Below are 25,156 nucleotides of genomic sequence, written 5' to 3'. Positions count from 1 at the left end.
TGGAGAGTTGCCGTTCGCCAGATACGGCAACTCTCCAAGATCACACGAGGAACCTCAGGAGACGGTGCAGGGGGAGCCGTTGAGGGTGAAGGTGGTGGGTCTCGGGTTGGTGCCGGTGTGGGTGCCGTTGAAGCCGAAGCTGGTCGACGCGCCCGGCGCCAGCGTCCCGTTGTAGGACACGTTCGTCGCGGTCACCGCCGTCCCGCTCTGGGTGAAGGTGGCCGACCAGCCCTGGCCCACCTTCTGCCCGCTGCTCGGGAACGTGAAGCCGAGGCTCCACCCGTTGATGGTGCCGGTCCCGGTGTTGGTGATCGTGATGTTCGCGGTGAACCCGGTGTCCCAGCCGCTGGTGGTCCAGGTCACCGCGCAGCCACCGGTGGCCGGCGGGTCCGCGGTGGTGACGGTGAGCGGGGGCGAGGCCGCCGAGACGTTGCCGGCCGCGTCCACCGCGACCACGGTGAAGGTGTACGCGGTGGCGGCGGTCAGCCCGGTGACGGCCAGCGTGGTCCCGGTGGCCGACCCGACGAGGGTGTTCCCCGACCGGTAGACCCGGTAGCCGGTGACGCCCACGTTGTCGGTGGCCGGACCCCAGGCGAGGGTGAGCCCGGTCGGGCCGACGGCCGACGCGGTGGGCGTGCCCGGTGCGGTGGGCGGGGTGGTGTCCGGCGCGGGGGCGGCCGGGGTGGTGACGGTCAGGGCCGGTGCGGCCGCCGACCGGTTGCCGGCGCCGTCGCGGGCGCGCACCGTGAACTGGTACGTCCGCTCGGGCAGCAGCCCGGTCACCGCGAGGGTGTTGGTGGTGGCCTCGGTCAGGACGAGCGCGTCGCTGCCGGCCTGCGCCCGGGTGACCTCGTAGCCGGCCAGGCCGCTGCCGCCGGTGTCGGTGGAGGCGGGCCAGGTCAGGGTGAGGCCGGTGGCGGTGACGGCCGAGGCGACGGGGGTGCCGGGCACGGTCGGCGCCGTGGTGTCCGGGGTGGCCGGTCCGGGCTCCTCGCCCCAGACCCGCGTCCCGCCGGAGTAGAGCGGCACCTTCCGGTTGGGGCCGGCGGCAGCCTGGTACGAGGGGTCGTTGGTCGGGTCCCAGGTGCCGCCCTCCGGTACGCCGACCTTGAACTGCACCTCCATCCGGTGCTGCGACTGGCCGGCGGGCGCGATGGTGTATCCGGTGCAGTCGACCTCGACGTACCAGATGTCGCCGGAGAACTGCCTGGCCGTGGTGGGTGACGGGCAGCCCTGGGTGTAGCCGGGGGTCACCTGCACCGGGCCGGTGCCGTCGGGGCGGAAGTAGTAGCGGAACTTCCCGGTGGTCAGTGCCCGGGCCGGGAAGGCGGACTTGTTGTAGATGATGGCCTTGAGCCCGGTGGCCCGGGGCTCGGCCTGCATCACCGTGGTCTCGACGGTCAACTCGTCGAGGTCGGGCTGCTCGGCGGTCGGGAAGCCGGCGAGGGGGCTGCCGCCGTACTCGCCGGTCAGCCGGGCCAGGGCGGAGGTGAAGCCGGCGTTGTAGTCGGTGGCGACCTCGTTCATGACGTAGTCGGAGCGGCTGTCGGTGTACGCGTCGTTGGCCGAGGACGGGCCGCCGACCAGCGCGCCGTAGAGCACGTGCCGGGTCTCGGTGGGCACGGTCTGGCTGTCCCACCAGGAGCCGTGGGCGGTGCGGTGGTGCGGGTTGCGCGGGGAGTTGGCCCCGAAGCCGATGAGGTAGCTGGAGCTGCGTGGGTTGTCGCCGAGCGCGTAGTTGATCTGCCGGACGGCGAAGTCGTGGTACCGCGCCTTGCGGGTGGTGTCGCTGGTGCGGTCGCTGTAGACCAGCGCCGCGAAGGCGGTGTTGGCGGCGTAGCGCAGGGAGCCCCAGGAGTCGAGGACGGCCTCACCGCCGGGCGAGTAGTTGACCCGGGAGCCGTTGACGCCGACGGTCCACCAGTCGAGCCACCGGTTGGCGTCGTCGACGTACTTCTGCTTGCCGGTCAGGTTGGCCAGCAGCACGTACGCGCCGAACTGCTTGTTGTCCCAGGCGATGGTCCACTTGTAGGAGCGGGTGGTCGACTGGGGCTCGGTGCCGAGCTTGTCGTACTCGCTCTCGGCCTTGGCGAGGTAGGTGGCGTCGCCGGTGGCCCGGTACAGCCAGACCGCCCCCCAGACCAGCTCGTCCTGCCATCCGCTCCACGACCGGTAGAAGCTTGTCGCGTCGGTGATGCACTCGTGGTAGCTCTTCCGGACCGTGTCGGCGAAGGTGTAGAGCTGCTTCGCGTGGCCGAGCAGCTTGTCGGCGTAGGTGGCGTCGGTGGGACGGAAGACCATCGACGAGGCGGCCATGGCGGCCGCCGTCTCCCCCGCCAGGTCCGCCCCGCCGCAGCTCGCATCGATCTTGTACGCGGGCCGCGCCATCGGCAGCACCTCGGCCGGTCCCCACCACTTGTGGTCGTCGTCGCCCTTGCCGACCTGTCCGTAAAGGACGTTCGGCGCGGGGTGCGCCTTCACGAAGTAGTCGTTGACCCAGCGCAGGTTGTTCAGCAGGTGCGGGAGCTGCCCGGAGGCGGCGTAGCCGTCGCGGTACTCGACGGCGCCCCAGGCCAGCATGGTGGCGCTGAACGCCATCGGGAAGCCGAACTTCACGTGGTCGCCGGCGTCGTACCAGCCGCCGGTGAGGTCGACGCCGACGTCGGCGCCGTCGGTGAGCGCCGAGTCGCCCCGCCAGGAGACCCGGTTCCAGGCCGGCTTCTTCCCGGACTGCTGGGCCTCGTAGAAGAACAGCGACTTCTGCAACGCCTCCGCGTAGTTGAAGGCGGGCGCGGCGGTGGCGGGCGCGGGCGGCGGGACGCTGACGGCCGCGGCGAGGCCGGCGGCCAGCGCGGCGCCGGCGGCGAGCAGCCGGCGGAGCCGGGAGGGGCCGCGAGGCGGCGGGGTCGGACGGGGCATGGCGAGCTCCTGTGGGTGGCGGTGGTGGGGTGAGCCGAACGAAGCGCGGGAGCGCTCCCATGGATAGTCGACAATGTAATGTCGGCATCCCCGGTTGTGAAGACGGCATCCCCCGCCGGGGACGGCGAAGCGCCGCAAGACCGTTCCGCGTTACGCCGACACGCCTGGAAAGTGGCCCCGATTTCGCCTTCCCCGGCGACATCTTCGCAGCTCAGGACAGTCGTCCGATCTGGACGGGAGCGCGCTGACATGTGATCATGTACCGTCCCCCTCTCCCGATCTCGGAGGATTCCTCATGCCACAGCGTCGGCACGTGGCGCGCGCTGCCCTCACCGCAGCCGCCGCCACGGCCATGCTCGGACTGGTGGCCGCCCCGGCGTGGGCCACCGGCAACCCGCACAACCCCAAGGGCGACAACGGCACCGTCAAGATCGACGGCGCTCCATTCTCCGACAAGGTCGACAACCAGCCGCACGTCACCTGCGACTTCGAGCTGGAGTTCTTCAACTTCGACCAGGACCAGAAGGCGAACATCACCCTCTGGGCGCAGGCGCCGTCGGCCAGCCCGAAGGACACGGTCGTCTGGTCGAAGAAGGACGTGGTGATCAGCACCGACCCGGCCTCCGGCGCGGAGAACGACCACGACGAGGTCATCCGGCTCTCCGCCGACGACCTCGACCTGGCCGGCCTGAAGCTGCACCCGAAGCAGGGCTACCACCTCAAGCTCGACGTGGACCTGACCGACGGCAAGGCGTTCGACGACAAGCACAAGGTCTTCTGGCTGACGCCGTGCGAGTCGCCGGAGAGCCCGACGCCGACCCCGTCCACCCCAGGCGAGGAGACGCCGACCCCGACGCCGGGCGGCTCCGAGAACCCGTCCGAGAACCCGTCGGGCACCCCGGCGCCGGGCACCTCGGTCGGCGGCGGCCAGGGCGGCGGCAGCGGCACCGAGGGCGGCCTGCCGCTCACCGGCGTGGCCGCGACCAGCATCTCGCTCACCGGCCTCGCCCTGATCGGCGGCGGTGTCCTCCTGATGGTGCTGCGGCGCCGCCGGGACCGGATCACCTTCACGAGCTGAGCCGGCTCGGGAACCGGCCGTCGGACCCCGGTCCGGCGGCCGGTTCCGCCGTTCGGGACCGCCGCGGCGACCCCGTGCCGATATGATCTTGGGGTGGACGCTCTCGACCCGACCCGTACCGCCGTCGTCCTGATCGACCTCCAGCGTCGCATCGTGGACCTGCCGACCGCCCCGCACACCGGCCCCGAGGTGGTCGCGCGCTGCCTCGCCCTCGCCGAGGCGGCCCGCGCCGCCGGCGCCACCGTGGTGGTGGTCCGCGTCGACCGGCCCGGCACCGATCCGCAGCCGCCGGGCAGCGAACTGCTGCCCGAAGTGGCGCCCCGCGAGGGCGACGTGGCGGTGGTCAAGCACACCTGGGGCGCCTTCCACGACACCGGCCTGGACGCCGCGCTGCGGGCACGCGGGGTGGACACCCTGGTGATCGGCGGGATCGCCACCAACTTCGGCGTCGAGCAGACCGCCCGCATCGGCGATGAGATCGGCTACCGGGTGGTGCTGCCGCACGACGCGATGTCCGGGCTGGACGCGTACGCCCACGAGTTCGCGGTCGACTACGTCTTCCGCCGGCTCGGCACGGTGTGCACGACCGCGGAGGCGATCGCCGCGCTGGGCGGTTGAACCCGTCGGGGCAATGATCCGTACTGACGGGTAACCCGGTCGACGCCGCCCGGAGCTGGATCACATAATCGACGATCTTCTATCTATTTCCCGCGTACCCCCAGGTCACGCCGCTGGAGGTCGGGCCGCGACGCGTCGCGGTGGCCGGCCGGGCGTCCTGGCATACGAGCGTACGGTTGCCCGCCCGCTCGGCCGCGCGGGACAGTACGCGACACCAGCGGTGCCATCGACGCCGCCGCTCCCCCGGACAACCCTGAGGAGAACGCGATGGCTCTCAGACTCGCCGACGGCACCTCCTGGTCCGACACCCTCGCCCGCGCGGTGGCCGCCACGCCGGAGGCCTTCGGCACCGCACCCGACGGCACCGCCACCCTGCACAACCTGGTCGAGGGCGGGTGGCGGGCGGTCGGCGCGCCGACCCCGGTGCACACCCCCGTCGACAACACCGTGCTGGTCAACCTGGCCCGCCTCGACGCCGAGGCGGCGCGCGCCGCGGTCGCACACGCCGCCGCCGCGCACCGCGAGTGGGCGCAGACCCCGCTGGTCGAGCGCAAGGCCCGGGTCGAGGACGCCCTGGACGCGCTCACCGCCCACCGCGACCTGCTCGCCCTGCTGCTGGTGTGGGAGATCGGCAAGCCGTGGCGGCTGGCCTGCGCCGACGTCGACCGCGCGCTCGACGGCGTCCGCTGGTACGTGCAGGAGATCGACCGGATGCTCGCCGACGGCCGCGAGCCGCTGCCGGGCCCGGTCAGCAACATCGCCTCCTGGAACTACCCGATGAGCGTGCTCGTGCACGCCGAGCTGGTGCAGCTGCTCGCCGGCAACGCGGTGATCGCCAAGACCCCGTCCCAGGGCGGGGCGGTCTGCCTCACCGTGGCGCACGCGCTGATGCGCCGCGCCGGGCTGCCCGCCACCCTGCTCTCCGGCAGCGGCGAGGAGCTCTCCGAGGTGCTGGTGCGGGCCCCGGAGATCGGCGCGGTGGCGTTCGTCGGCGGCCGCTCCAACGGCGGCAAGGTGGCCGCGGCGCTGCTCGACTCCGACAAGCGGCACTTCATCGAGCAGGAGGGCCTCAACGCCTGGGGCATCTGGAACTTCTCCCGGTGGGACCTGCTCGCCGCGCACCTCAAGAAGGGCTTCGAGTACGGCAAGCAGCGCTGCACGGCGTACCCGCGGTTCGTGGTCCAGCGCGACCTGGTCGACGAGTTCCTCGACATGTACCTGCCGGTGGTGCGCTCCGTCCGGTTCGGACACCCGCTCGCCGTGGGTGACGACTGGTCGGCCGGTGACCCGCTGCCCGAGCTGGACTTCGGTCCGCTGATCAGCGCGGCCAAGGCCGAGGAGCTGCGCCGCAAGGTCGAGGAGGCGGTCCGCGGCGGCGCGGTGCCGCTGCACCGCGGCAAGCTGGACGGCGCGCCGTTCCTCGACGGGCAGGACACCTCGGCGTACGTGGCGCCGGCGGTGCTGCTCGCGCCGCCCGGCCGGTCACGGCTCATGCACGCCGAGCCGTTCGGCCCGGTGGACACCATCGTCGTGGTGGACACCACCGACGAGCTGCTGGCCCAGATGAACGCGTCGAACGGCGCGCTGGTCGCCTCCCTGGCCTGCGACGACGAGGAGCTGGCCGGCAAGCTCGCGGTCGACCTGCAGGCGTTCAAGGTGGGCATCAACAAGCCCCGCTCCCGTGGCGACCGGGACGAGCCGTTCGGCGGCCGGGGCGCGTCCTGGAAGGGCGCGTTCGTCGGCGGTGACCTGCTGGTCCAGGCGGTCACCGTGGGCGGCGACGGTCGGCTCTACGGCAACTTCCCGGACTACAGCAGCTACCCGGCGACCTGACCGGGGCGGGCCCGGACCGGGCAGGGCCCCCGCACCGGGGGCCCTGCCCGCGTCAGTGCGACCGGTGTGCCCGAGCGGTCGCGTCGGCCGGCCGGAGCGGCGCGGCCGGTCGGGGTGCCAGCGGCACCGTCACGGTCAGCACGCCGCCGTCCCGTTCCACCGACGTGGGCCGGCCCACCCCGCGCACGGTGCGCAGCATCGGGGTGTTCTCGGCCTGCACGTGCAGCAGGACCGCCGCGTAGCCGGCCCGGTCGGCGTGCCCGAGCAGGCGCCGCAGCAGGGCCGAGCCGAGGCCGCGGCGCTGCCAGTCGTCCCGCACCAGCAGCGCCGCCTCCGCCTCGTCCCCCTCGCCCAGCAGGTTGGCCATGGCCACCACGGTCGCCGCGGTCCCGGCGGAGCCGGCCGTGGCGACCAGGGTCAGCCCCCGCGCCGGTTCGAGCAGCCGACGCAGCCGGGCCGGCGCCGGGTGCCCCGCCCCGCTCAGGTAGCGCCGCTGGCGGCTCCGGTGCGAGCACCCGGCGTGCAGCTCCAGCACGCCCGCCAGGTCCTCGGCGGTGGCCGGCCGGACCAGCACCTCGGCCGCGTCGGGCAGCACGAGGGTGACCCGGTCGGCGTCCCGGCGGGCCACCGTGGCGGCCAGCTCGACCAGCGCCTGGGCGCGGGCGTACTCGGCCGGGGTGAAGCTCGGCTCCCGCCGCCGCAGCTCGTACGAGCCGCCGGCCGGGTCGGCCAGCAGCATGGCGGTCCCGTCCACGCCGCCCGGCGCAGTCGCCGGCGTCGGCCGCCAGGTCACCGCGTCCGCGCCGAGCAGGACGCGCAGTGTCTCGCCGGCCGCGTCCGGGTCCCGGACCAGCCGGCCGGCCAGGCCGAGCACCCGGGTGGGCTGGTCGGCCAGCCCGCGCGCCTCGCTGCGCGCGACCCAGCAGTTCCGGCCCCGCCCTCGTTCGACGGCCGCCCGCAGGTCGGCCTCGGTGAGCCGGTCGGGCGCGTCGACCAGAAAGTCGTCGACCGCCCCCAGCTCGGTGGTGTGCACCTGCACGGTGAGGATGTTGACCCCACGCAACGCGAGGCTCGCCGTGAGCACCGACAGGTAGCCCGGCCGGTCGTCCACGGTGGCACGGATCCGCCACAGCGCCATGGTTCGCTCCCTTCCTCACCACCGACCCTGCCGGCCGCCTGTTGCGCCCCCGTTGCCCACCCGTGAAACGGCGGGACCGGTCAGGTGACGGTGGTCACGGGCGGGACGCCGACCAGGTCGAGCCGGTCGCCGAGGATCACCGCGCCGGCCCGCACCAGCTGGGCGAGCCGGTCCACCTCGGTCGAGTGGAACCCGGCCGCGGCGAGCGGTTCGCTGTGCTCGCGGGCCACCACCAGCACCAGGCCGGCCCGGCCGAACGGCGCGACCGCGTAGTGGTGCCCGTCCGGCGTGGTCAGGGCGCGGGCGCGCAGCGGGGTCACCTCGGGCAGCCGGGGCGGGACCGGGGCCCGCCAGCTCGCGTGCCCGACGGTCGCCCCGCCGGTGCCGCCGCCGCGCGCGGCCCAGTCCAGCGGCACCACCGCGGCCACCGCCCAGTCCGCGGCGAGCAGCCCGGGCACCGCGTCGACCAGGGTGGCCACCCCGTCGGTCGGGTTCGCCGCGACCTGGGCGAGCAGTTCGGCGTCCTGGCCCGTGGTGGTCGGCGCGCCGATCGCCCGCCACACCCCGTCCACCCGTACGCCGGGGATCGCGGCCAGGCCGGCGAGCAGGCGCTCCACCCGTGCCGCTCCCGGCCAGACCACGGTGAAGTCGTCGACCGCCCGGCCACCGAGCCGCTCCAGCACCACCACCTGGACGATGTCGGCGCCGGAGACGCCGAGCGTCCGGGCCACCTGGCCGAGGGTGCCCGGTCGGTCCGGCAGCGTCACCCGAACTCTCAGCAGCATGTCTGGTTCCTCCGCTCGGCGGGCCGACCGTGGCGGCCGGCAGGCTGGGCCCCAGCCTGCCGGTTGACCATTTCGCCCCCGTTGCAGCGGCATGTCCCGCCGGGAACATCCCACCTTGACAACAAAGCTGAGCTGCCATCAACTAGCCGGATGACCGATCCGGCCGTCGACGCACCGCAGACCCCGACCGGTTCGGCCCCGCGCGGGCTCGACCTCGACCGGCTCGCCGCGTACCTGGCCGCGCACCGGCCCGAGCTGGCCGGGTCGCTGTCGGCCCGGTTGATCGCCGGGGGCAAGTCCAACCTGACCTACCTGCTGCGCGCCGGCGACCGCGAGGTGGTGCTGCGCCGGCCGCCGCTCGGGCACGTGCTCGCCACCGCCCACGACATGGCCCGCGAGTACCGGGTGATCTCCGCGCTCGCCCCCACCGCGGTGCCGGTGCCCGAGGCGCTGCTGCTCTGCCCCGACCCGGACGTGATCGGGGCGCCGTTCTACCTCATGGAGCGGGTCGACGGCGAGGTCTACCGGCGGCGGGAGCAGACCGACGCGCTCACCGCCGGCCAGCGGCGCGACCTGGCCATGGCGATGATGGACACCCTCGCCGGTCTGCACATGGTCGAGCCGGCCGCCGTCGGGCTGGCCGACTTCGGCCGCCCCGAGGGCTACCTGGCCCGGCAGGTGCGCCGCTGGGCCGGCCAGCTCGACCGTTCCCGCAGCCGCCCGCTGCCCGGCATCGACGAGCTGCGCGACGCGCTCGCCGGCAGCGTGCCGGAGGGCGCGAACGCCGGGCGGGTCGTGCACGGCGACTACCGGCTGGACAACCTGCTCGCCACGGTGGAGCCGGTGGCGGTGCGGGCGGTGCTCGACTGGGAGATGGCCACCCTCGGTGACCCCCTCGCCGACCTGGGGCTGCTGTTGACCTACTGGGACGTGCTGGGCGACAGCGACAGCGCCGAGGGCAACCCGGTCGCCGACGGCATCGGCCCGCGGGCCGGGTTCCCCACCGGCGCCGAGCTGATCGACCGGTACGCCGGCCGCAGCGACGTCGACGTGGGCCCGCTGCACTGGCACGTGGCGCTCGGCTGTTTCAAGCTCGCGGTGATCTGCGAGGGCATCCACTACCGGCACACCCTCGGGCAGACGCTCGGCGGGGGCTTCGACCGGATCGGCGACATGGTGGCGCCGCTGGTCGCGCACGGTCTGCGCGCGGTGCGGGAGAAGTAGTGGACGCCGCGTACGACGCCCGGACGGTCGAGCCGCGCCGCCGGGCCTGAGCGCCTCAGGCGGAGGCGCGGTGGATGAGCTTGGTGTCCAGCAGCACGTGCGGGCTGGGCAGCTCCTCGCCGCGGATCCGGGAGACCAGCAGCCGGGCCATCTGGCGGCCCATCTCCTCCACCGGCTGGAAGACCGTGGTCAGCGGCGGCTCGGCCTGCCGGGCGATCGGGGCGTCGTCGAAGCCGATCACCGCGACGTCCTCGGGCACCCGGCGGCCGGCCTCGCGCAGCGCGCGCAGGGCGCCGAAGGCCATCAGGTCGGACGCCACGAAGACGGCGTCCAGCTCCGGGCAGACCTCCAGCAGCCGGCGCATGCACGCCGTGCCGCTGCCCTCGCTGAAGTCCCCGTACGCGATGAGGTCCGGGTTGAGGTCGCCGCCCGCGGCCCGGACCGCCTCCTTGTAGCCGGACAACCGGGCCAGGCCGGCGCCCATGTCCTGGGTGCCGGCGATGGTGGCGACCCGCCGCCGGCCGCGGGCGAAGAGGTGCTCCACCGCCTGCCGGGCGCCACCGACGTTGTCCACGTCGACGAACCAGGCCGGCTGGGCGTTCGGGTGCAGCATCCGGGCCGGCCGGCCGCCGAGCACGGTGGGCAGGCCGCGCTCCTCCAGCAGGGTGGGCAGCGGGTCCGCGTCGTGCAGCGAGAGCAGCAGCACGCCGTCCACGTGCTGGTTGGTCAGGTGGTGCTCGACCCGTTCCCGCTCGATCTGCGACTGCGCCATGGCCAGCCAGAGCTGCATGGGGGTCTCCAGCAGCGCGGAGCTGACGCCCCGCACGATCCCGGCGAAGAACGGCTCGGTGAACACCCGCTCCCCCGACTCGGAGACCACCAGCGCCACCGAGTCGGTCCGCTGGGTGACCAGCGCCCGGGCCGCCCGGTTGGGCACGTAGCCCAGCTCCGCGATGGCCGCCTGGACGGCGGCGCGGGCCTCGGGGCTGACCTGCGGCGAACCGTTGACCACGCGGGAGACCGTGCCGCGCCCCACGCCGGCGCGGGCCGCGACCGCGTCGAGGGTCGGGCGCCCGAGCGACCGTGTGCGCTGCGTTGTCATCGTCTGTGCTCCTCCGACATCGGGCGGGCCCGGCACCTGTCGAGGCGCCGGCGCCGGGCCGCCCGTCACTGGCTGGCTCAGCCTATTGTGCGGCCAGGCCGTTGCGTCGGATCACATCGGCGTACCACCTGGCGCTGGACTTCGGGATCCGGGCCTGGCTGTCGTAGTCGACGTAGACCATGCCGAAGCGCTTCGTGTAGCCCCACGCCCACTCGAAGTTGTCCATGAGCGACCAGGCGAAGTATCCCTTCAGGGGCACCCCGGCGCTGATCGCGGCGTGCGCGGCGCGCAGGTGCGCGTCGAAGTACGCCAGCCGGTCCGGGTCGTCGACCCGGCCGTCGACCACCGCGTCGACGAACGCGGAGCCGTTCTCGGTCACGTAGAGCGGCAGGTCGGTGTACTCCTTGTGCACCCGCTCCAGCGTCTCCACCAGGCCGGGGGCGTCGATCTCCCAGCCCATGTCGGTCACCGGGACGCCCCGGGTGACGAACTGGACGTCCTGGCTGCCCGGCCAGCACGAGGGCGCCCGCCAGTAGGCCTCCGCCGGCCGGGTTTCCGCCGGCGCGGCCACCACGTACCGGCTGTAGTAGTTGACCCCCACCATGTCCAGCGGGGTCGAGATGACCGCCAGGTCGCCGTCCCGGACATGCCCGAAGTCGGTGACCTCGCGCAGGTCGGCGGCCAGGTCGGCCGGGTACGCCCCGCGCAGCACCGGGTCGAGGAAGAACCGGTTGGCCAGCGCGTCGATCCGGCGGGCGGCGTCGGCGTCCTCCGGGGACCCGCTGGCCGGGGTGACCGGGTAGAGGTTGACCGTGATGCCGAGCTGCGCGTCCGGGCGGGACGCCCGCAGCGCCTGCACGGCCAGCCCGTGCCCGAGCATGAGGTGGTGCCCGGCCCGGACCGCGTCCGCCCCGTCCGACCGGCCGGGCGCGTGCGCGCCGGAGCCGTAGCCGAGGAAGGCCGAGCACCACGGCTCGTTGAACGTGGTGAAGTACTTCACCCGGTCGCCGAGGGCGTCGGCGACCAGCTGGGCGTAGTCGGCGAAGCGGGCGGCCGTGTCCCGGGCCGGCCAGCCGCCCGCGTCCTCCAGCGGCTGCGGCAGGTCCCAGTGGTAGAGGGTCAGCCAGGGCTCGATGCCGTGGCCCAGCAGCTCGTCCACCAGGCGGCGGTAGAAGTCCATCCCCTCGGGGTTGACCGCCCCGGCGCCGCCGGGCTGCACACGCGGCCAGGAGACGGAGAAGCGGTAGGACTTCAGCCCGAGGTCGGCCATCAGCCGCACGTCGTCGGGCATCCGGTGGTAGTGGTCGCAGGCCACGTCGCCGGTGTGCCCGGCCACCGTCCGCCCCTCGGTGTGGCTGAAGGTGTCCCAGATCGACGGCGTGCGGCCGCCCTCGGTCGCCGCGCCCTCGATCTGGTACGCGGCGGTCGCCGCGCCCCAGAGGAAGCCGGGCGGGAAGGTGGCTGCCGCACCCTCGTCGAGGACGCCGACGGCGGGCGGGCTGGCTGGGTTGCTCACGACTTGACGGCGCCTTCCATGATTCCGCCGATGATCTGGCGGCCGAACAGAACGAACACGATGAACAGGGGCAGGGTCGCGATCAACGTACCCGCGAAGATCTGGGAGTTGTCGGCGAAGTAGGCGGTGTTGAGGCTGCGGAGGGAGATCTGCACGGTCGGGTTGGCCGGGTCGGCCAGCACCACGAACGGCCAGAAGAACTGGTTCCACTGCTCCATGAAGGTGAGCAGGCCGAGCACCGCGGCGGCGGGACGCAGCGCGGGCGCCACCACGTGCCAGTACACCCGCCAGGTGGAGCAGCCGTCCACCCGGGCCGCCTCGATCAGCTCGTTCGGGACGGCCTGCTCGGCGTACTGCCGCATCATGAAGATCCCGAAGCCGCCGATGAGGAACGGCACGGTCACCGAGGGCATGGTGTTCAACCACTCGAGCTTGGCCATGAGGATGTAGAGCGGGAGCACGCCGAGCTGGATCGGCACCATCATCGAGGCCAGGATGATCAGCAGCAGCGCGTTCTTGCCCCGGAAGCGCAGCTTGGCGAAGGCGAAGCCGGCCAGGGAGCCGAAGAACACCGTCGCGATCGTGATGGTCCCGGAGACCAGGAACGAGTTCAGCAGGCCCTTGACGATGTTCGCGTCGCCGTTGTCGAGCACCCGCTGGATGTTCTCGCCGAGCTTGCCGCCGGGCAGGAACGGCGGCGGCCAGGAGTTGGCCGCGTCGTTGGTCCGCGAGGCGATCACGATCATCCAGTAGAACGGAAAGAGCGACAGGAGCACCCCGAAGACCAGACCGACCCAGGTGAGCGGGCTGGCCTTCCAGAGCCGCTCGGCCTGGTGGGCGGCCCGGACCGGGGCGTTCGGCCGGGTCGGTGGGCGGAGCGTGGTGGTCGTCATCTCGTCACCTCACTTGTCGGAGCTGATGCGGCGGGCCAGCAGGTAGTTGACCGTCGACATCAGCGCGATGAGCAGGAAGAGCACGAGCGCGACCGCGCCGGCGTAGCCCCACCGGAAGCGTTGGTTCATGACGTCGAGCAGGTACATGGTGATGGTCTGGAACTGCCCCTCCGAGCCGCCGGAGAGACCGCCCGAGCCGCTGGTGAACAGCAGGGGCTCGGTGAAGAGCTGGAGGCCGCCGATGGTCGAGATGATCAGCGTGAAGATGATCGTCGGGCGCAGCTGCGGCACGGTGATCGACCAGAACTGCCGGCGCCGGGAGGCACCGTCGATCGCCGCGGCCTCGTACATGTCCTTGCTGATGGACTGCATGGCGGCCAGGTAGATCAGCGCGTTGTAGCCCACCCAGCGCCAGTCGACCATGGTGGAGATGGCGAACCAGGAGGCGTACCGGTTGGCCCGCCAGTCGATCGGGTCCACGCCGACGCTGTCGAGCAGCCAGTTGACCAGGCCGAAGTCCTTTGCGTAGATCATCGAGAAGATCAGCGCGACCACGGCCGTCGAGGTGATGATCGGCATGGCGATGGCCATCCGGAAGAACGTCTGCGCGCGCAGCTTCCGGTTCAGCGCGTTGGCCAGCAGCAGTGCCAGCAGCAGCTGCGGCACGGTGGAGAGCAGGAACATGCCGAACGTGTTCACCACCGCGTTCCAGAACTGCGGGTCGTCGGTGATCAGTTCGACGAAGTTGTCCAGCCCGACGAAGGAGATCGTCGAGTTCATCGGCGACCGGTCGGTCAACGCGATCCACACCGTGTACGCGATGGGATACGCGCTGAACACCGCGAAGATCACGAAGAACGGCAGGACGTACAGGTAGGGCGAGTACTTCAGGTCCAGCCGGGTCGCCGAGCTGGCGCGGCGGTGCGCGGGGCGGGCGGCGCGGGACGGTCCGGGGTCGGGGGGCGCCGCAGCGTGCAGGTCGAGGCTCATGGGGAGTCCTTCTCCTCGGCCGGCGTCACCCGCCCAGACGGGCGACGCCGGGGCTCTCCGGGCAGCGCGGGTGGCGCCGACAGCGGGGCTGTCGACGCCACCCGCGGGCGGGTCGGCCGGATCACTTACCGGCGGCCGCACCGTTCTTCAACGCCGCCTGCCACTGCTCGTCGGCGGTCTTGCCCTGCTCCACGGCGCGGAGGCTGTTCTCCACGGCGGTGCGGACCGCGTTGTTCTTCGGGCCGAGGTAGACCGGCTTCAGCTCGCTCGCACCGGCGGCGAAGATCTTGCCGACCGGAGCCTTGCTGAAGTAGTCGTTGGTCGAGTCGGCCACGGCCGGGTCGGCCAGCGCCTGCGGCGAGGAGGGCAGGTTGCCGACCTTCTTGAACGCCTCGGTCTGGCCCTTCGCGCTGGTCAGGAACTTGGCCAGCTCGGCGGCCTCCTTCTGGTGCTTGCTCGACTTCGGCACGGCCAGGAAGGAGCCGCCCCAGTTGCCGCCGTTGCCGGGCGCCTTGGCGATGTCCCACTTGCCGGCCGCCGCGTCGCCGGCCTGGCCCTTGATGACGCCGGTCATCCAGGCGGGGCAGGCGATGGTGGCGAAGGTGCCGTTCTTGAAACCGGCGTTCCACTCGTTGGAGAAGGACTGCAGGTTGTTCGACAGGCCGGCGGAGATCATCTTGGTGGTGAGGTCGTACGCGGACTTGATGTCCGGGTTCTCGCCGATGACCAGCTTGTTGCTCTTGTCGTAGTAGGTGTAGCCGGTGCCCGCGCCCGCGGTCTGCATCAGCACCACGTTGTAGAAGTTGGTCGCCGAGTCGACGAACTTGTGCTTCTTGTCGGCGGCGGCGAACCGCTGGCCGGTGGCGATGAACTGGTCCCAGGTGGGCCAGAGCGCGCCGACCTGCTCGCGGTCGGTGGGCAGGCCGGCGGCCTTGAACAGGTCGCTGCGGTAGCACAGCGCCATCGAGCCGACGTCGGTGCCGAGGCCGAGCACCTTGCCGTCCGGGGTGGTGCCCTGCTCCCACTTCCACGGCAGGAAGTTGCCCTTGAGATCGTTCGCGCCGTGGTCGGCGAGGTTCACGAACTTGTCGGCCTGGGCGTAGAACTGGACGATGGTGCCCTCTTCCAGGGCCACCACGTCGCCGGCTCCCGATCCGGCGGTGATCTGCTGGGTCAGCCGGGTGTTGTAGTCACCGAGGCCGAGGCCCTTGCCCCGCTCCTGGATCTTGACGTTCGTGTGCTCCGCTTCGTACTGCTTGTAGAGCTCGTCGTAGCCGAAGCCCTGGTCGCCGAAGACGTCGACGACCAGGGTCACCGGGCCGTCGCTGCTGCCGCTGCTGCCCGACGAGTCGTCGCCGCAGGCGGTGGCGGCGGCGAGCACCGCGACGGACGCGAGCGCGATGGCCGCGAGCCGCCGGCGGCGGATTGGGACGCTCATCCGAGACCCCTCTTTCGGTGGTGAGGCGATATCTGTGTGGTGGGGGGTGCTGTCGCGCGGCTCGCCGCCACCGGCCGTCGTGGCCGCCGGAGGCGACCCCGGGAGCGGGGCAGGGATGAGACCCGCGCCACTCTCGGGAGCGCTCCCATGAGATTGCCGGCAGGCGTCAGGGGTGTCAATAGACGGATGGGAGCGTTCCCAGATCGTTACCGCGCGATTGCCGGGGGCCTCCCCGCAGGCGCGGTCAGCAGAAGCGGCGCAGCAGGGTGGTGGCCCGCTCGGCGGCGAAGAACTCCGGCGCGAAGCCCGGGCCGGCCCACTCCCGCATCATCCGGTGCTCGGCGTGCCCCGGGTCGGCCAGCGCGGCCAGCAGGACCGCGTACCCGGCCGGGCCGCCGACGTCCTCGGGCGGGCAGGCGCGCTCCCCCTCGACGCAGGCCGGGTAGCGCTCGTCCGGATCGGCCGTGCACACGTCCTCGACCACCAGGTCGTGCTCCCACCAGTCACCGAAGTCGTAGGTGTAGCGGAACCGGTCGCCCTTGCCCACCACCGCGTCCAGCCGGACGTCCAGCTCGTCGCGCAGCGCCAGCTCGCCGTCCGGATCGGGCTCGCCGTACTGGCGGCCGTCGATCTCGAACGAGTGCAGGTGGCAGTCCCGCCAGCCCATCGCGTGCTGGACCACCCGGTGCAGCCGGTCCAGGGTGTAGCCGCCGGGCACCAGCACCCGCCGCCACACCGGCGGGCGGACCCCGGCGAGCGAGACCTTCAGCTGGAAGATCTGACGCGGCATGCTGTCCCATCCTTCCTCGGCATAGGCTGCCCACATGATCTGCCGAGCCTGCCGGGAGCGGCGGCACGACGAGTGTCCAGGCCGGAAGTGGTGCGACTGCCAGCACCGTACCCCCGAACCGACCCCGCCGGTCACCGGTCCGGCCGGCGAATGAGCGTCGGAATCCCGATCCAACGGGTCTGGCCGACGCCCGCCACCGGACCGCTGACCGACCCGGAGCTGACCGCGCTCTACGGCCGCGCGCCCCGTCCCCACCTGCGGGTGAACTTCGTGGCCAGCGCCGACGGCGCGGTCACCCTGGACGACTACTCCGCCGGGCTCTCCGGCGAGCCGGACAAGCGCGTCTTCGGCCTGTTGCGGATGCTCTGCGACGGGCTCGTGGTGGCCGCCGGCACGCTGCGCCACGAGGGCTACCGGGCGGTCCGGCTCGGCGAGGCGCGCCGCGCCTGGCGACGCGAGCAGGGGCTGGCCGAGTACCCGACCCTGGTGGTGGTCTCCGGCTCGCTCGACCTCGACCCGGCCCAGGCGTGCTTCGCCGACGCGCCCGTCCGGCCGCTCGTGCTCACCCACGCGGCCGCCGAGCCGCCACCCGGGCTGACCGACGTGGCCGACCTCGTCCGCTGCGGCACGGAACGCGTCGACCTGGCCACCGGCCTGGCCGAGCTGCGCCGGCGCGGGCTCGGCCAACTGCTCTGCGAGGGCGGGCCGCACCTGTTCGGCGCGCTCACCGCGGCCGACCTGGTGGACGAGTTGTGCCTGACCGTCGCGCCGCTGCTCGCCGGGGCCGGCCCGGGCCGGATCACGGCCGGGGCCGGCAGCGCGCCGCGGCACCTGCCGCTACGGCACGTGCTGGCCGCCGCCGACGGCATGCTGATGCTGCGCTACGCCCGCGACGCCGACGCGGCGCCGCCCGCCGGCGCCGCCCCGGCCGCCTGACCGGAGACCGCCGCGCCCCGGCCCACGACCGGAAGGTACGCGGACAGCCCGCCCCGGCCACGGCGGGGCGGGCGGGCCAGCACCGCGGTGCGGCCCGCTGACCTGCCCGCACCGCGGTGCGGGCAGTGCCGGAACCACGGCCCGCCGGGTCGGGCTGCGCCGTCTCGCGAACCCGCGGTTGATCAGCGCCGTAACCTCGGGGAATGCGCACACCGCAGGCGACCGGGACGGCGCCGGAGCGGACCGGTCGCCCGGTCCTCGCCGGTGGGCTGCTGGTCGCCACCGGCCTGGTCGACATGCTGGCCGCGTACGGCATGCTCCGGTCCGGGGTCTTCGTGGTGCTGAGCAAGGGCGGCATGCACCAGGTCGACCTGACGTTCTGGGCGTGGCTGCACCTGACGATCGGGGCCGCGGTCGCGCTGGCCGGGCTGGTGGCGGTCACCGGCCGGCGGGACGCCGCCACCGTCGCGATCGGCTGCGCCGCGCTGGCGATCGCCGTGGACCTGTTCATGCTGCCGTACGCGCCGATCCGGTTGCTCATCGTGGCCGCCGTCGACGCGGCGGCCATCCGGCTGCTGCTCCGGCACCGCCGGGCCGTCGGCCGGGTGGAGTGAGGCCGCCGGTCAGCGGGGCTCACAGATCCGGCCGGTGAAGGCCGGGTCGCCCTCCCGGGCGGCCGCCCACACCGGGTTGAGGACCAGCGGCAGCGGTGGCGCCTGCCAGGCGGCGCCCAGCCGCTGGAGCAGGCGATACTCCCGGCGCGGCTGGTCGACCCGGTCGCCGGCGAGGAAGTCGACCACCCGTTCCTGGGCGAGCCGCTCGCCGATCAGCCCGCCGTGCAGGGCGGGCATCTGGAACACCGGGACGCGGCTGTACTCGCCGGGCGGCGCCTCCGCCGCGCTGACCGTGGGCAGGAAGGCGATCACGCGGACCCCGGCCACCGGGCAGAGCGTGCGGTTGCGGTAGAAGGGCGCGTTCACCAGCACCGAGCGGACGAAGGGCTCGTCCGGCATGCTCTTCACCTTGCGTCCCAGGTTGGCCAGCCAGAAGATCCCCCGCAGCTCCCAGCCGGCGGCCACGCCCCACCCGCTGTAACCCGGGGGTGGGTAGTAGGCCCGGCCGGGCTGGATGAGCGGGCTGAACAGCAGCACCGCCTCCACCGGCAGGGGCTGCGCCCACCGGTCCAGGTAGGTCCGCGCCACCATGGCCCCCTCGCTGAACCCGAGCAGGGCGATCGGCCGGCCGGTCCGGCGGTGCAACTCGTCGATCTGTGCGGCCAGCAGCACCGCGCTGGAGTCGAGGGACTGGTGGGTGTCCTGCGGCTGATACGGCACCGGACGCTTCTGCCGGTCGAGACCCCGGTAGGAGAAGCGTTCCACCCGGGAATCCGCCGGTTGCCGGCCGTTCCACTGCGAGTCGTGTCCGGCGATGGCGATCACCGCGTGCGGCACCCGGTCGGGTAGCCGCTCGGTGAGCAGCGGGGGCAGCCACTCCGGCGGTGGACCCGTCGCCAGGCCGACGAGGGACTGCGACCCGACGGCGGCGGCCATGGTGAGGACGATGGCCACCGGCGCGACCGGGACCCGGGCCAGGCGGATCCGGGCCGGCAGCACGGCCGCCGACACGGTGCGCTGCCAGAGCAGGCCGTTGGCCAGGCCGGCCAGCGCGGCCACCGGGACACCCCACCAGCCCGACGTGCTGGAGATGACCGCCCCCGCCATCGTGAGCACCACGAAGTTGAGCACCGACCAGCCGAGCAGCTCGATGGTGGGCAGGCCGCGCCACCAGTTCCCGACCACACCGGCCCGCTGGAGGAACGGCGCGAGCACCAGCATCGGGGCGAGCGAGGCGAACAGGTAGAGCGAGAGCGCGACCGCCGAGAAGGCGACCGAGATGGCGGCCCACGGCGAGATGATGACCAGCGCGAGGGCGGCCACCTCCAGGTTGCGCCGCACCAGCCAGCCGAACGACGGGCGCGGCGCCCGCTCGGGCCAGGCCAGCGCGGTCAGCCCGGCGGAGAGCAGCCCGCGGAACACGGTGAGCACCACCAGGCCGAGGCCGAAGTTCCACCAGGAGTCGTGGTAGACCAGCAGCCACCGCAGGTCGTGGAACGAGTCGTAGGGCCAGACCGCGGTCACCTGGGGCGCCAGCCCGCGGGCGCCGTGAAACCCGATCCCCACCACCACCGCTTCCTGCAGGACCGGTGGCAGCACGGCGAGCGCCAGCAGCAACGCGGTCCGGCTCCGCACTGCTTCCACCGCCGCTCCTCGCGCCGTTTCCGTCCTCCGGCCCCTTGCAGGATCCCCCGGGAGCCGACCCGGTGGTGCCGGAATGGCCGACCGGGGCGTACGGAGAGTCAGCGGGCGGCGCCGCTGCGCACGGTCGGCGGACGGGCGAGGTGGCGTCCGCCGCGTCGCGTGGCAACCTGTCGCATCCCTCGGGCAGGATGCACGACGTGCGCCGCGAACGGGACGACCAGCCGACCGGAGACCGCCGATGACCGACGACCTGCTCGACGGCCCCGGCGACGGGGTCGGCCGGGTGCTCGGCACCGCCGACGCCACCCCGCTCACCTTCTGGACGGCGGTCGCCCCGGGCAGCTACCTCCAGCTCGACGACGTCGTGGTGACCCGCCGCGAGCTGCCCGACCGGGAGCCGGTCACCATCGCCGGGGTGGTCACCCAGGTCCGCGCCCGCCACGAGGGCGCGCAGTTCGACTCCGACGTGTTCGCCATCGCCGACGGCACCCTGCCGGCCCAGGTGCAGGAGGCCGCCGAGATAACCACCACCCGCGTCGACCCCGAGTTCTACGTGCCGCCCACCCCGGGCGCCGTGGTGCACCGGGCCGAGGGCGACGCCCGGGCCCGGGCGCTGCACTTCGACCGGATGGAGCGGCGCATCCCGATGGGCATGGGTCGCGACGGGGTCCCGGTCTACCTCAACGCCGACTTCCTCGACGGCACCCGGGGCGCGCACGTGTCCATCTCCGGCATCTCCGGCGTGGCCACCAAGACCAGCTTCGCCACCTTCCTGCTCTACTCGGTCTTCCGCTCCGGGGTGCTCGGCGGCGACGCGGTCAACGCCAAGGCGCTGATCTTCAACGTCAAGGGCGAGGACCTGCTCTTCCTCGACCACCCCAACACCCGGCTCGACGACGCCACCCGGGCCGGCTACGCGAAGCTCGGGCTCGACGCCGGCGCCTTCCCCGACGTCCGGGTCTACGCGCCGCCCCGGGTCGGCGACTCCTCCGGCACGCCCGACGTGAGCAGCCGGCTCACCGGGGTGGACAGCTTCTACTGGACGCTGAGCGAGTTCTGCGCCGACCGCCTGCTGCCCTACGTCTTCGCCGACGCCGACGACGAGCGCCAGCAGTACACGATGGTCGTGCACTCGGTCGCCGCCCACCTGGCCCGGCACGCCCAGCCGGCCGACGGCGGGGTGAGCATCGACGGGGTCCGGCTGGGGTCCTACGCCGACCTGGTCGACCACGTCGTCGGGCAGCTCAACGACGACGAGACCCGCAGCGAGTGGGCGGGCAGCGCGGTGGGCCTCGGCACGGTCAACGCGTTCGCGCGCCGGCTGATCGGCAGCAAGAAGGACCTCGCCCGGCTCATCCGGGGCGACCTCGCCACCCGCCGCCCCCACTCGATCAACACGGCCGAGTCCGCCCAGGTGACCGTGGTCGACCTGCACAACCTGCCGGACCGGGCGCAGCGCTTCGTGGTCGGCGTGACGCTCAAGAGCGAGTTCGAGCGCAAGGAGAAGGCGGGCACCGCCAAGCCGCTGCTCTTCGTGGTCCTCGACGAGCTCAACAAGTACGCGCCCCGGGAGGGCTCCTCCCCGATCAAGGAGGTGCTGCTCGACATCGCCGAGCGGGGCCGCTCGCTCGGGGTGATCCTGGTCGGCGCCCAGCAGACCGCCAGCGAGGTGGAGCGGCGGATCGTCACCAACTCGGCGGTCCGGGTGGTCGGGCGGCTCGACCCGGCCGAGGCGTCCCGCCCGGAATACGGGTTCCTCCCGCCCGCCCAGCGCCAGCGGGCCCTGCTGGCCAAGCCGGGCACGATGTTCGTCAACCAGCCCGACATCCCGGTCCCGCTCTGCCTGGAGTTCCCCTTCCCGGCCTGGGCCACCCGGGTTTCCGAGGCCGGCCGGGCGCCCTCGGAGACGCTGCGCTCGATCACCCAGGCGGCCGACCCGTTCGCGGTGGTCGGCTCGGGCACCTCCGACGACGACATCCCGTTCTAGGGGGCTGAGCATGAAGATCCTGCACACCTCCGACTGGCACGTCGGCAAGGTCCTCAAGGGGCAGTCCCGGGCCGAGGAGCACAAGCAGGTGCTCGCCCAGGTGATCGAGATCGCCCGGGTCGAGCGGCCCGACCTGGTGATCGTGGCCGGCGACCTCTACGACACGGCGGCGCCCACCCCGGAGGCGACCCGGCTGGTCACCCGGGCGCTGACCGCGCTGCGCCGCACCGGGGCGGACGTGGTGGCGATCGGCGGCAACCACGACAACGGCGCGGCGCTCGACGCGCTGCGCCCCTGGGCCGAGGCCGCCGGGATCACCCTGCGGGGCAGCGTCCGGGAAAACCCGGCCGAGCACGTCATCGACGGCACCACCCGCGACGGCGAGCGCTGGCAGGTCGCCGCGCTGCCCTTCCTCTCCCAGCGCTACGCGGTGCGCGCCGTGGAGATGTACGACCTGACCCCCGCCGAGGCCAACCAGACCTACGCCGACCACCTCGGGCGGGTGCTCGCCCGCCTGGCCGAGGGGTTCACCGAGCCGGACCGGGTGCACCTGGTCACCGCCCACCTCACCGTGGTCGGTGCGAGCACCGGCGGCGGCGAGCGGGACGCGCACACCGTGCTCGGCTACGCGGTGCCGGCGACCGTGTTCCCGGGCAACGCGCACTACGTGGCGCTGGGCCACCTGCACCGCTCGCAGCGGGTGATCGGCCCCTGCCCGGTCCGCTACAGCGGCAGCCCGCTCGCCGTCGACTTCGGCGAGCAGGAGAACGTCGGGTCGGTGACGATCGTCGAGGTGACCGCGACGACCGCCGCGCAGATCCGGGAGGTGCCGGTGCCCGGCGCCGTCCCGCTGCGCACGGTCCGCGGCACCCTGGCCCAGCTCGCCGAGATCGACGCGCCCGACGGCTGGCTGCGGGTCTACGTCCGCGAGCAGCCCCGCGCCGGGCTGCGGGAGGAGGTGCAGGAGCTGCTCCCCCGGGCGCTGGAGATCCGGATCGACCCGGAGCTGGTGCCGGCACCGGGCAGCGGCACCCGCACCGCCCAGCGGGCCGGGCGCTCGCCGCGCGAGCTGTTCGCCGACTACCTGGGCAGCCGGGGCCACGCCGACGAGGATGTCCGGCACCTCTTCGACGAGCTGCTCGAGGAGGTGGACCACTGATGCGGCCGATGCGGCTGGACATGGCGGGCTTCACCGTCTTCCGCGAGGAGACCACCGTCGACTTCACCGACGCGGACTTCTTCGCGCTGGTCGGTCCGACCGGCTCGGGCAAGTCGACGGTGCTCGACGCGATCTGCTTCGCCCTCTACGGCACGGTCCCCCGCTGGGGTGGCACGCGCGGCCTGGCCAACGCCCTCGCACCCTCCGCCACCGAGGCGCGGGTGCGGCTGGTCTTCGAGTCCGCCGGCGACCGGTACGTGGCCACCCGGGTGGTCCGCCGGGACGGGCGGGGCACCGTGAAGACGGCCAACGCCGGGCTCCAGCTCATGCCGCCCGGGTTCGACGTCACCAAGCTCGACACCGGGCTCAGCCCGGAGGATCTCGGCGAGGTGGTGGCCGGCACCCCGGCCGAGATGGAGCAGGCGGTGCTGGACGCGGTCGGGCTGCCGTACGAGCAGTTCACCAGCTGCGTGGTGCTGCCGCAGGGGCAGTTCGCGGACTTCCTGCACGCCAAGCCGGCCACCCGGCAGCAGATCCTCGTCAACCTCCTGGGGCTCGGCATCTACGAGGAGGTGCAGAAGAAGGCCACCGAGCGCGCCGGGCAGGCCGAGGCGAAGCTGGAGGCGGTCGACAAGGTGCTCGGCGGGCTCGCCGACGTCGACGACGACAGCCTCGCCGCCGCCCGGGAGCGGGTCGAGCGGATGCGGGAGCTGGCCGGGGCGGTCGCGGCGGCCGTACCGGAGCTGGAGCGGGTGCGGGCGACGGCGCGCGAGCAGGCGGCGGCGCTCGCGGCGCTCGACGCCGAGCTGACCGTGCTGGGCGGGGTCCGGCCGCCGGACGGCATCGCCGAGCTGGCCCGGGCGGTGTCCGCGGCGCGGACGGCCGCCGACGAGGCGGCCGCCGCCGTCGGGCTGGCCGAGGAGCGCGAGGAGAAGCTGCGCGGCGAGCTGACCGCGGCCGGCGACGAGAGCGCGCTGCGTCTCCAGTTGAAGGCCCACGCCGACCGGGAGCGGCTGACCGGCGAGACGGCGACGGTCCGCGCGGCGGTGGACGCGGCGCAGGCCGAGCACGACGCGGCGGCCGGGGCGCTCGCCGCGGCCCGGGCCGAGGCCGAGCGGGCCGAGGCGCAGCTGGAGGCGGCGTTCCGGGCGCACGAGGAGGCGAAGGCCGTCGACCAGGCGGTGGCGTTGCGGGCGCACCTGGTCGACGGCGCGCCCTGCCCGGTCTGCGAGCAGCCGGTCCCCCGGGTGCCGGCCGTGCCGAAGGGGTCGGCGGTGACCCGGGCGCTCGCGGCCGGCAAGGCGGCCCGGGCGGCCAGCGAGGCCGCCAAGCGCGTGGTGCAGGAGCGCGACGCGGCCGCCCGGGAGCTGGACCGGGTGCTGCTGCGCGCCCGCGCCGAGCACGAGCAGCTGGGTGCCCGGCTGGCCGAGCTGGACGGCCAGCTCGCCGGGGCCGCCACCCCGGAGGCGCTGCGCGGCGCCCTGGCCGAGCACGCCCGGCTGCGCCGGGCGCTGGAGGAGGCGGCGGGTGCGGTCCGCGCCGGCCGCGACGCCGCACGGCGGGCCCGCAGCTCGCTCGACGGGGCGCAGGAGCGGCTGCGCCGGGCCTGGCGCGACTTCGACACGGTCCGCGACGGGCTGGCCCGGTTCGGGCCGCCGGCGGCGGACCGCGACGACGTGGCCGCCGCCTGGTCGGTCCTCGCCGAGTGGGCCGGCGAGCAGGCCGGGCGGCGGCGCGCCGCGCGGGACGGGCTGGCCGCTGCCGTCGACGCCGCCGAGGCGGCGGCGGGCGAGGTCGCGGAGCGGATCGGCGGCCTCTTCGACGCGGCCGGGCTGCCCGCCCCGCGGGACGCGCAGCGCGACGCCGCGGTGGCGGTGGAGCGGGCCGAGGCGGAGCTGCGCCGGCTGGAGGAGCGCCGCGAGCAGGCCGCCGAGCTGCGCGAGCAGCGGGCCGGCCACGAGCGGGAGGCCCGGGTGGCCCGCGCCCTGGCCGGGCACCTGCGGGCCAACAACTTCGAGCGCTGGCTGCTGGCCGAGGCGCTGGACCTGCTGGTCGACGGCGCCTCGCGGATCCTGCGCGAGCTCTCCGGCGGCCAGTACGACCTGGTGCACGACAAGGGCGAGTTCTTCGTGGTCGACCACCACGACGCCGGGCTGCGGCGCGGGGTGCGCACGCTCTCCGGCGGGGAGACGTTCCAGGCGTCGCTGGCGCTGGCGCTGGCGCTCTCCGAGCAGCTCGCCGGCATGTCCACGAGCGCGGCCAGCCTGGAGTCGATCGTCCTCGACGAGGGCTTCGGCACGCTGGACGCGGCCACCCTCGACACGGTGGCGGCCACCCTGGAGAACCTGGCCGCCCGGGGCGACCGGATGGTCGGCGTGGTCACCCACGTGCCGGCGCTCGCCGAGCGGATCCCGGTCCGCTTCGAGGTCCGCAAGGACGCCCGCACGGCCCGCGTCGAACGCACCGGCCTGTGAGCGCGGGAAGGACGGCCC

The 25,156-nt window shown here is 73.7% G+C and carries 19 protein-coding genes; 9 read left to right on the top strand and 10 right to left on the bottom strand.

What is annotated here, in order from left to right; genetic code table 11:
* Positions 1–54: 54 nt before the first annotated feature.
* The gene (locus tag ACZ6PY_RS23925) at positions 55–2,919 is read right to left on the bottom strand and encodes a glycoside hydrolase family 9 protein (RefSeq protein ID WP_466075147.1); all 2,865 of its coding nucleotides are present in this window, start codon (positions 2,917–2,919) and stop codon (positions 55–57) included.
* A gap of 295 nt (positions 2,920–3,214) precedes the next feature.
* On the opposite strand from ACZ6PY_RS23925, the gene ACZ6PY_RS23920 reads away from it, so the two are divergent.
* The 3 genes from ACZ6PY_RS23920 (at position 3,215) to ACZ6PY_RS23910 (ending at position 6,448) form a co-directional block, all read left to right on the top strand.
* On the top strand, positions 3,215–3,997 hold the full coding sequence (locus ACZ6PY_RS23920; protein ID WP_466075145.1) for an LPXTG cell wall anchor domain-containing protein: 783 nt from the start codon (positions 3,215–3,217) through the stop codon (positions 3,995–3,997).
* A 93-nt stretch (positions 3,998–4,090) separates the two neighbouring features.
* Positions 4,091–4,615, top strand: coding sequence for an isochorismatase family protein (locus ACZ6PY_RS23915; RefSeq protein WP_466075143.1), 525 nt, complete (start codon positions 4,091–4,093; stop codon positions 4,613–4,615).
* Positions 4,616–4,882: 267 nt separating this feature from the next.
* Positions 4,883–6,448, top strand: a complete 1,566-nt coding sequence (locus ACZ6PY_RS23910) for an aldehyde dehydrogenase family protein (RefSeq protein ID WP_466075140.1) — start codon at positions 4,883–4,885, stop codon at positions 6,446–6,448.
* Between the two features lie 52 nt (positions 6,449–6,500).
* Here ACZ6PY_RS23910 and ACZ6PY_RS23905 read toward each other — a convergent pair whose 3' ends face one another.
* Positions 6,501–7,586, bottom strand: coding sequence for a GNAT family N-acetyltransferase (locus ACZ6PY_RS23905; RefSeq protein ID WP_466075138.1), 1,086 nt, complete (start codon positions 7,584–7,586; stop codon positions 6,501–6,503).
* An 80-nt stretch (positions 7,587–7,666) separates the two neighbouring features.
* A complete protein-coding gene (locus ACZ6PY_RS23900; RefSeq protein WP_466075136.1) occupies positions 7,667–8,371 on the bottom strand; it encodes an ACT domain-containing protein in 705 nt (234 codons plus the stop codon).
* Positions 8,372–8,521: 150 nt separating this feature from the next.
* On the opposite strand from ACZ6PY_RS23900, the gene ACZ6PY_RS23895 reads away from it, so the two are divergent.
* Positions 8,522–9,595 carry a phosphotransferase family protein gene (locus ACZ6PY_RS23895; RefSeq protein ID WP_466075134.1) on the top strand — a complete coding sequence of 358 codons (1,074 nt, stop codon included), beginning with the start codon at positions 8,522–8,524 and terminating at the stop codon, positions 9,593–9,595.
* A gap of 55 nt (positions 9,596–9,650) precedes the next feature.
* Here the strand turns inward: ACZ6PY_RS23895 and ACZ6PY_RS23890 are convergent, their stop codons facing one another.
* The 6 genes from ACZ6PY_RS23890 to ACZ6PY_RS23865 all read right to left on the bottom strand — a co-directional run bounded on the left by ACZ6PY_RS23890 (position 9,651) and on the right by ACZ6PY_RS23865 (position 16,324).
* Positions 9,651–10,697: a LacI family DNA-binding transcriptional regulator gene (locus ACZ6PY_RS23890; protein ID WP_357077524.1), complete on the bottom strand. Its 1,047-nt coding sequence runs from the start codon at positions 10,695–10,697 to the stop codon at positions 9,651–9,653.
* A gap of 82 nt (positions 10,698–10,779) precedes the next feature.
* Entirely contained in the window at positions 10,780–12,213 is a 1,434-nt protein-coding gene (locus ACZ6PY_RS23885; protein WP_466075132.1) for a GH1 family beta-glucosidase, read from the bottom strand.
* Positions 12,210–13,106, bottom strand: coding sequence for a carbohydrate ABC transporter permease (locus tag ACZ6PY_RS23880; protein WP_466075130.1), 897 nt, complete (start codon positions 13,104–13,106; stop codon positions 12,210–12,212). The genes ACZ6PY_RS23885 and ACZ6PY_RS23880 overlap by 4 nt, the downstream gene beginning before the upstream one ends.
* Positions 13,107–13,115: 9 nt before the next feature.
* On the bottom strand, positions 13,116–14,096 hold the full coding sequence (locus tag ACZ6PY_RS23875; RefSeq protein ID WP_466075128.1) for a carbohydrate ABC transporter permease: 981 nt from the start codon (positions 14,094–14,096) through the stop codon (positions 13,116–13,118).
* Positions 14,097–14,217: 121 nt separating this feature from the next.
* Entirely contained in the window at positions 14,218–15,534 is a 1,317-nt protein-coding gene (locus ACZ6PY_RS23870) for an extracellular solute-binding protein (RefSeq protein ID WP_466075126.1), read from the bottom strand.
* Between the two features lie 244 nt (positions 15,535–15,778).
* Positions 15,779–16,324, bottom strand: a complete 546-nt coding sequence (locus ACZ6PY_RS23865) for a plasmid pRiA4b ORF-3 family protein (RefSeq protein WP_466075124.1) — start codon at positions 16,322–16,324, stop codon at positions 15,779–15,781.
* Positions 16,325–16,474: 150 nt separating this feature from the next.
* Between ACZ6PY_RS23865 and ACZ6PY_RS23860 the strand changes: the two genes are divergently transcribed.
* Both ACZ6PY_RS23860 and ACZ6PY_RS23855 read left to right on the top strand, forming a co-directional pair.
* Positions 16,475–17,260: a pyrimidine reductase family protein gene (locus ACZ6PY_RS23860; protein WP_466075122.1), complete on the top strand. Its 786-nt coding sequence runs from the start codon at positions 16,475–16,477 to the stop codon at positions 17,258–17,260.
* A gap of 203 nt (positions 17,261–17,463) precedes the next feature.
* Positions 17,464–17,874: a DUF7144 family membrane protein gene (locus ACZ6PY_RS23855; RefSeq protein WP_466075120.1), complete on the top strand. Its 411-nt coding sequence runs from the start codon at positions 17,464–17,466 to the stop codon at positions 17,872–17,874.
* A gap of 9 nt (positions 17,875–17,883) precedes the next feature.
* Here the strand turns inward: ACZ6PY_RS23855 and ACZ6PY_RS23850 are convergent, their stop codons facing one another.
* Entirely contained in the window at positions 17,884–19,518 is a 1,635-nt protein-coding gene (locus tag ACZ6PY_RS23850) for a lipase family protein (RefSeq protein ID WP_466075118.1), read from the bottom strand.
* A gap of 238 nt (positions 19,519–19,756) precedes the next feature.
* On the opposite strand from ACZ6PY_RS23850, the gene ACZ6PY_RS23845 reads away from it, so the two are divergent.
* Genes ACZ6PY_RS23845 through ACZ6PY_RS23835 form a run of 3 tightly spaced genes read left to right on the top strand, consistent with a single transcriptional unit; the run spans position 19,757 to position 25,138 of the window.
* A complete protein-coding gene (locus ACZ6PY_RS23845; protein ID WP_466075116.1) occupies positions 19,757–21,505 on the top strand; it encodes an ATP-binding protein in 1,749 nt (582 codons plus the stop codon).
* A gap of 10 nt (positions 21,506–21,515) precedes the next feature.
* Positions 21,516–22,664: an exonuclease SbcCD subunit D gene (locus ACZ6PY_RS23840; RefSeq protein WP_466075114.1), complete on the top strand. Its 1,149-nt coding sequence runs from the start codon at positions 21,516–21,518 to the stop codon at positions 22,662–22,664.
* Complete coding sequence (locus ACZ6PY_RS23835; RefSeq protein WP_466075112.1) at positions 22,664–25,138, top strand: AAA family ATPase; 2,475 nt, start codon at positions 22,664–22,666, stop codon at positions 25,136–25,138. The genes ACZ6PY_RS23840 and ACZ6PY_RS23835 overlap by 1 nt, the downstream gene beginning before the upstream one ends.
* The last annotated feature ends 18 nt before the right edge of the window (positions 25,139–25,156 follow it).

The organism is Micromonospora sp. NPDC048907 (assembly GCF_055586885.1).
The sequence above is the reverse complement of the archived record's forward strand: the minus strand, read 5'-3'. Positions and strand labels throughout refer to the sequence as shown.

Coding starts and splice junctions, on each gene's coding strand:
- ACZ6PY_RS23925 (WP_466075147.1), bottom strand. CDS start 2,919: ATGCCCCGTCCGACCCCGCCGCCTCGCGGCCCCTCCCGGCTCCGCCGG.
- ACZ6PY_RS23920 (WP_466075145.1), top strand. CDS start 3,215: ATGCCACAGCGTCGGCACGTGGCGCGCGCTGCCCTCACCGCAGCCGCC.
- ACZ6PY_RS23910 (WP_466075140.1), top strand. CDS start 4,883: ATGGCTCTCAGACTCGCCGACGGCACCTCCTGGTCCGACACCCTCGCC.
- ACZ6PY_RS23905 (WP_466075138.1), bottom strand. CDS start 7,586: ATGGCGCTGTGGCGGATCCGTGCCACCGTGGACGACCGGCCGGGCTAC.
- ACZ6PY_RS23900 (WP_466075136.1), bottom strand. CDS start 8,371: ATGCTGCTGAGAGTTCGGGTGACGCTGCCGGACCGACCGGGCACCCTC.
- ACZ6PY_RS23895 (WP_466075134.1), top strand. CDS start 8,522: ATGACCGATCCGGCCGTCGACGCACCGCAGACCCCGACCGGTTCGGCC.
- ACZ6PY_RS23890 (WP_357077524.1), bottom strand. CDS start 10,697: ATGACAACGCAGCGCACACGGTCGCTCGGGCGCCCGACCCTCGACGCG.
- ACZ6PY_RS23880 (WP_466075130.1), bottom strand. CDS start 13,106: ATGACGACCACCACGCTCCGCCCACCGACCCGGCCGAACGCCCCGGTC.
- ACZ6PY_RS23875 (WP_466075128.1), bottom strand. CDS start 14,096: ATGAGCCTCGACCTGCACGCTGCGGCGCCCCCCGACCCCGGACCGTCC.
- ACZ6PY_RS23870 (WP_466075126.1), bottom strand. CDS start 15,534: ATGAGCGTCCCAATCCGCCGCCGGCGGCTCGCGGCCATCGCGCTCGCG.
- ACZ6PY_RS23865 (WP_466075124.1), bottom strand. CDS start 16,324: ATGCCGCGTCAGATCTTCCAGCTGAAGGTCTCGCTCGCCGGGGTCCGC.
- ACZ6PY_RS23860 (WP_466075122.1), top strand. CDS start 16,475: ATGAGCGTCGGAATCCCGATCCAACGGGTCTGGCCGACGCCCGCCACC.
- ACZ6PY_RS23855 (WP_466075120.1), top strand. CDS start 17,464: ATGCGCACACCGCAGGCGACCGGGACGGCGCCGGAGCGGACCGGTCGC.
- ACZ6PY_RS23845 (WP_466075116.1), top strand. CDS start 19,757: ATGACCGACGACCTGCTCGACGGCCCCGGCGACGGGGTCGGCCGGGTG.
- ACZ6PY_RS23840 (WP_466075114.1), top strand. CDS start 21,516: ATGAAGATCCTGCACACCTCCGACTGGCACGTCGGCAAGGTCCTCAAG.
- ACZ6PY_RS23835 (WP_466075112.1), top strand. CDS start 22,664: ATGCGGCCGATGCGGCTGGACATGGCGGGCTTCACCGTCTTCCGCGAG.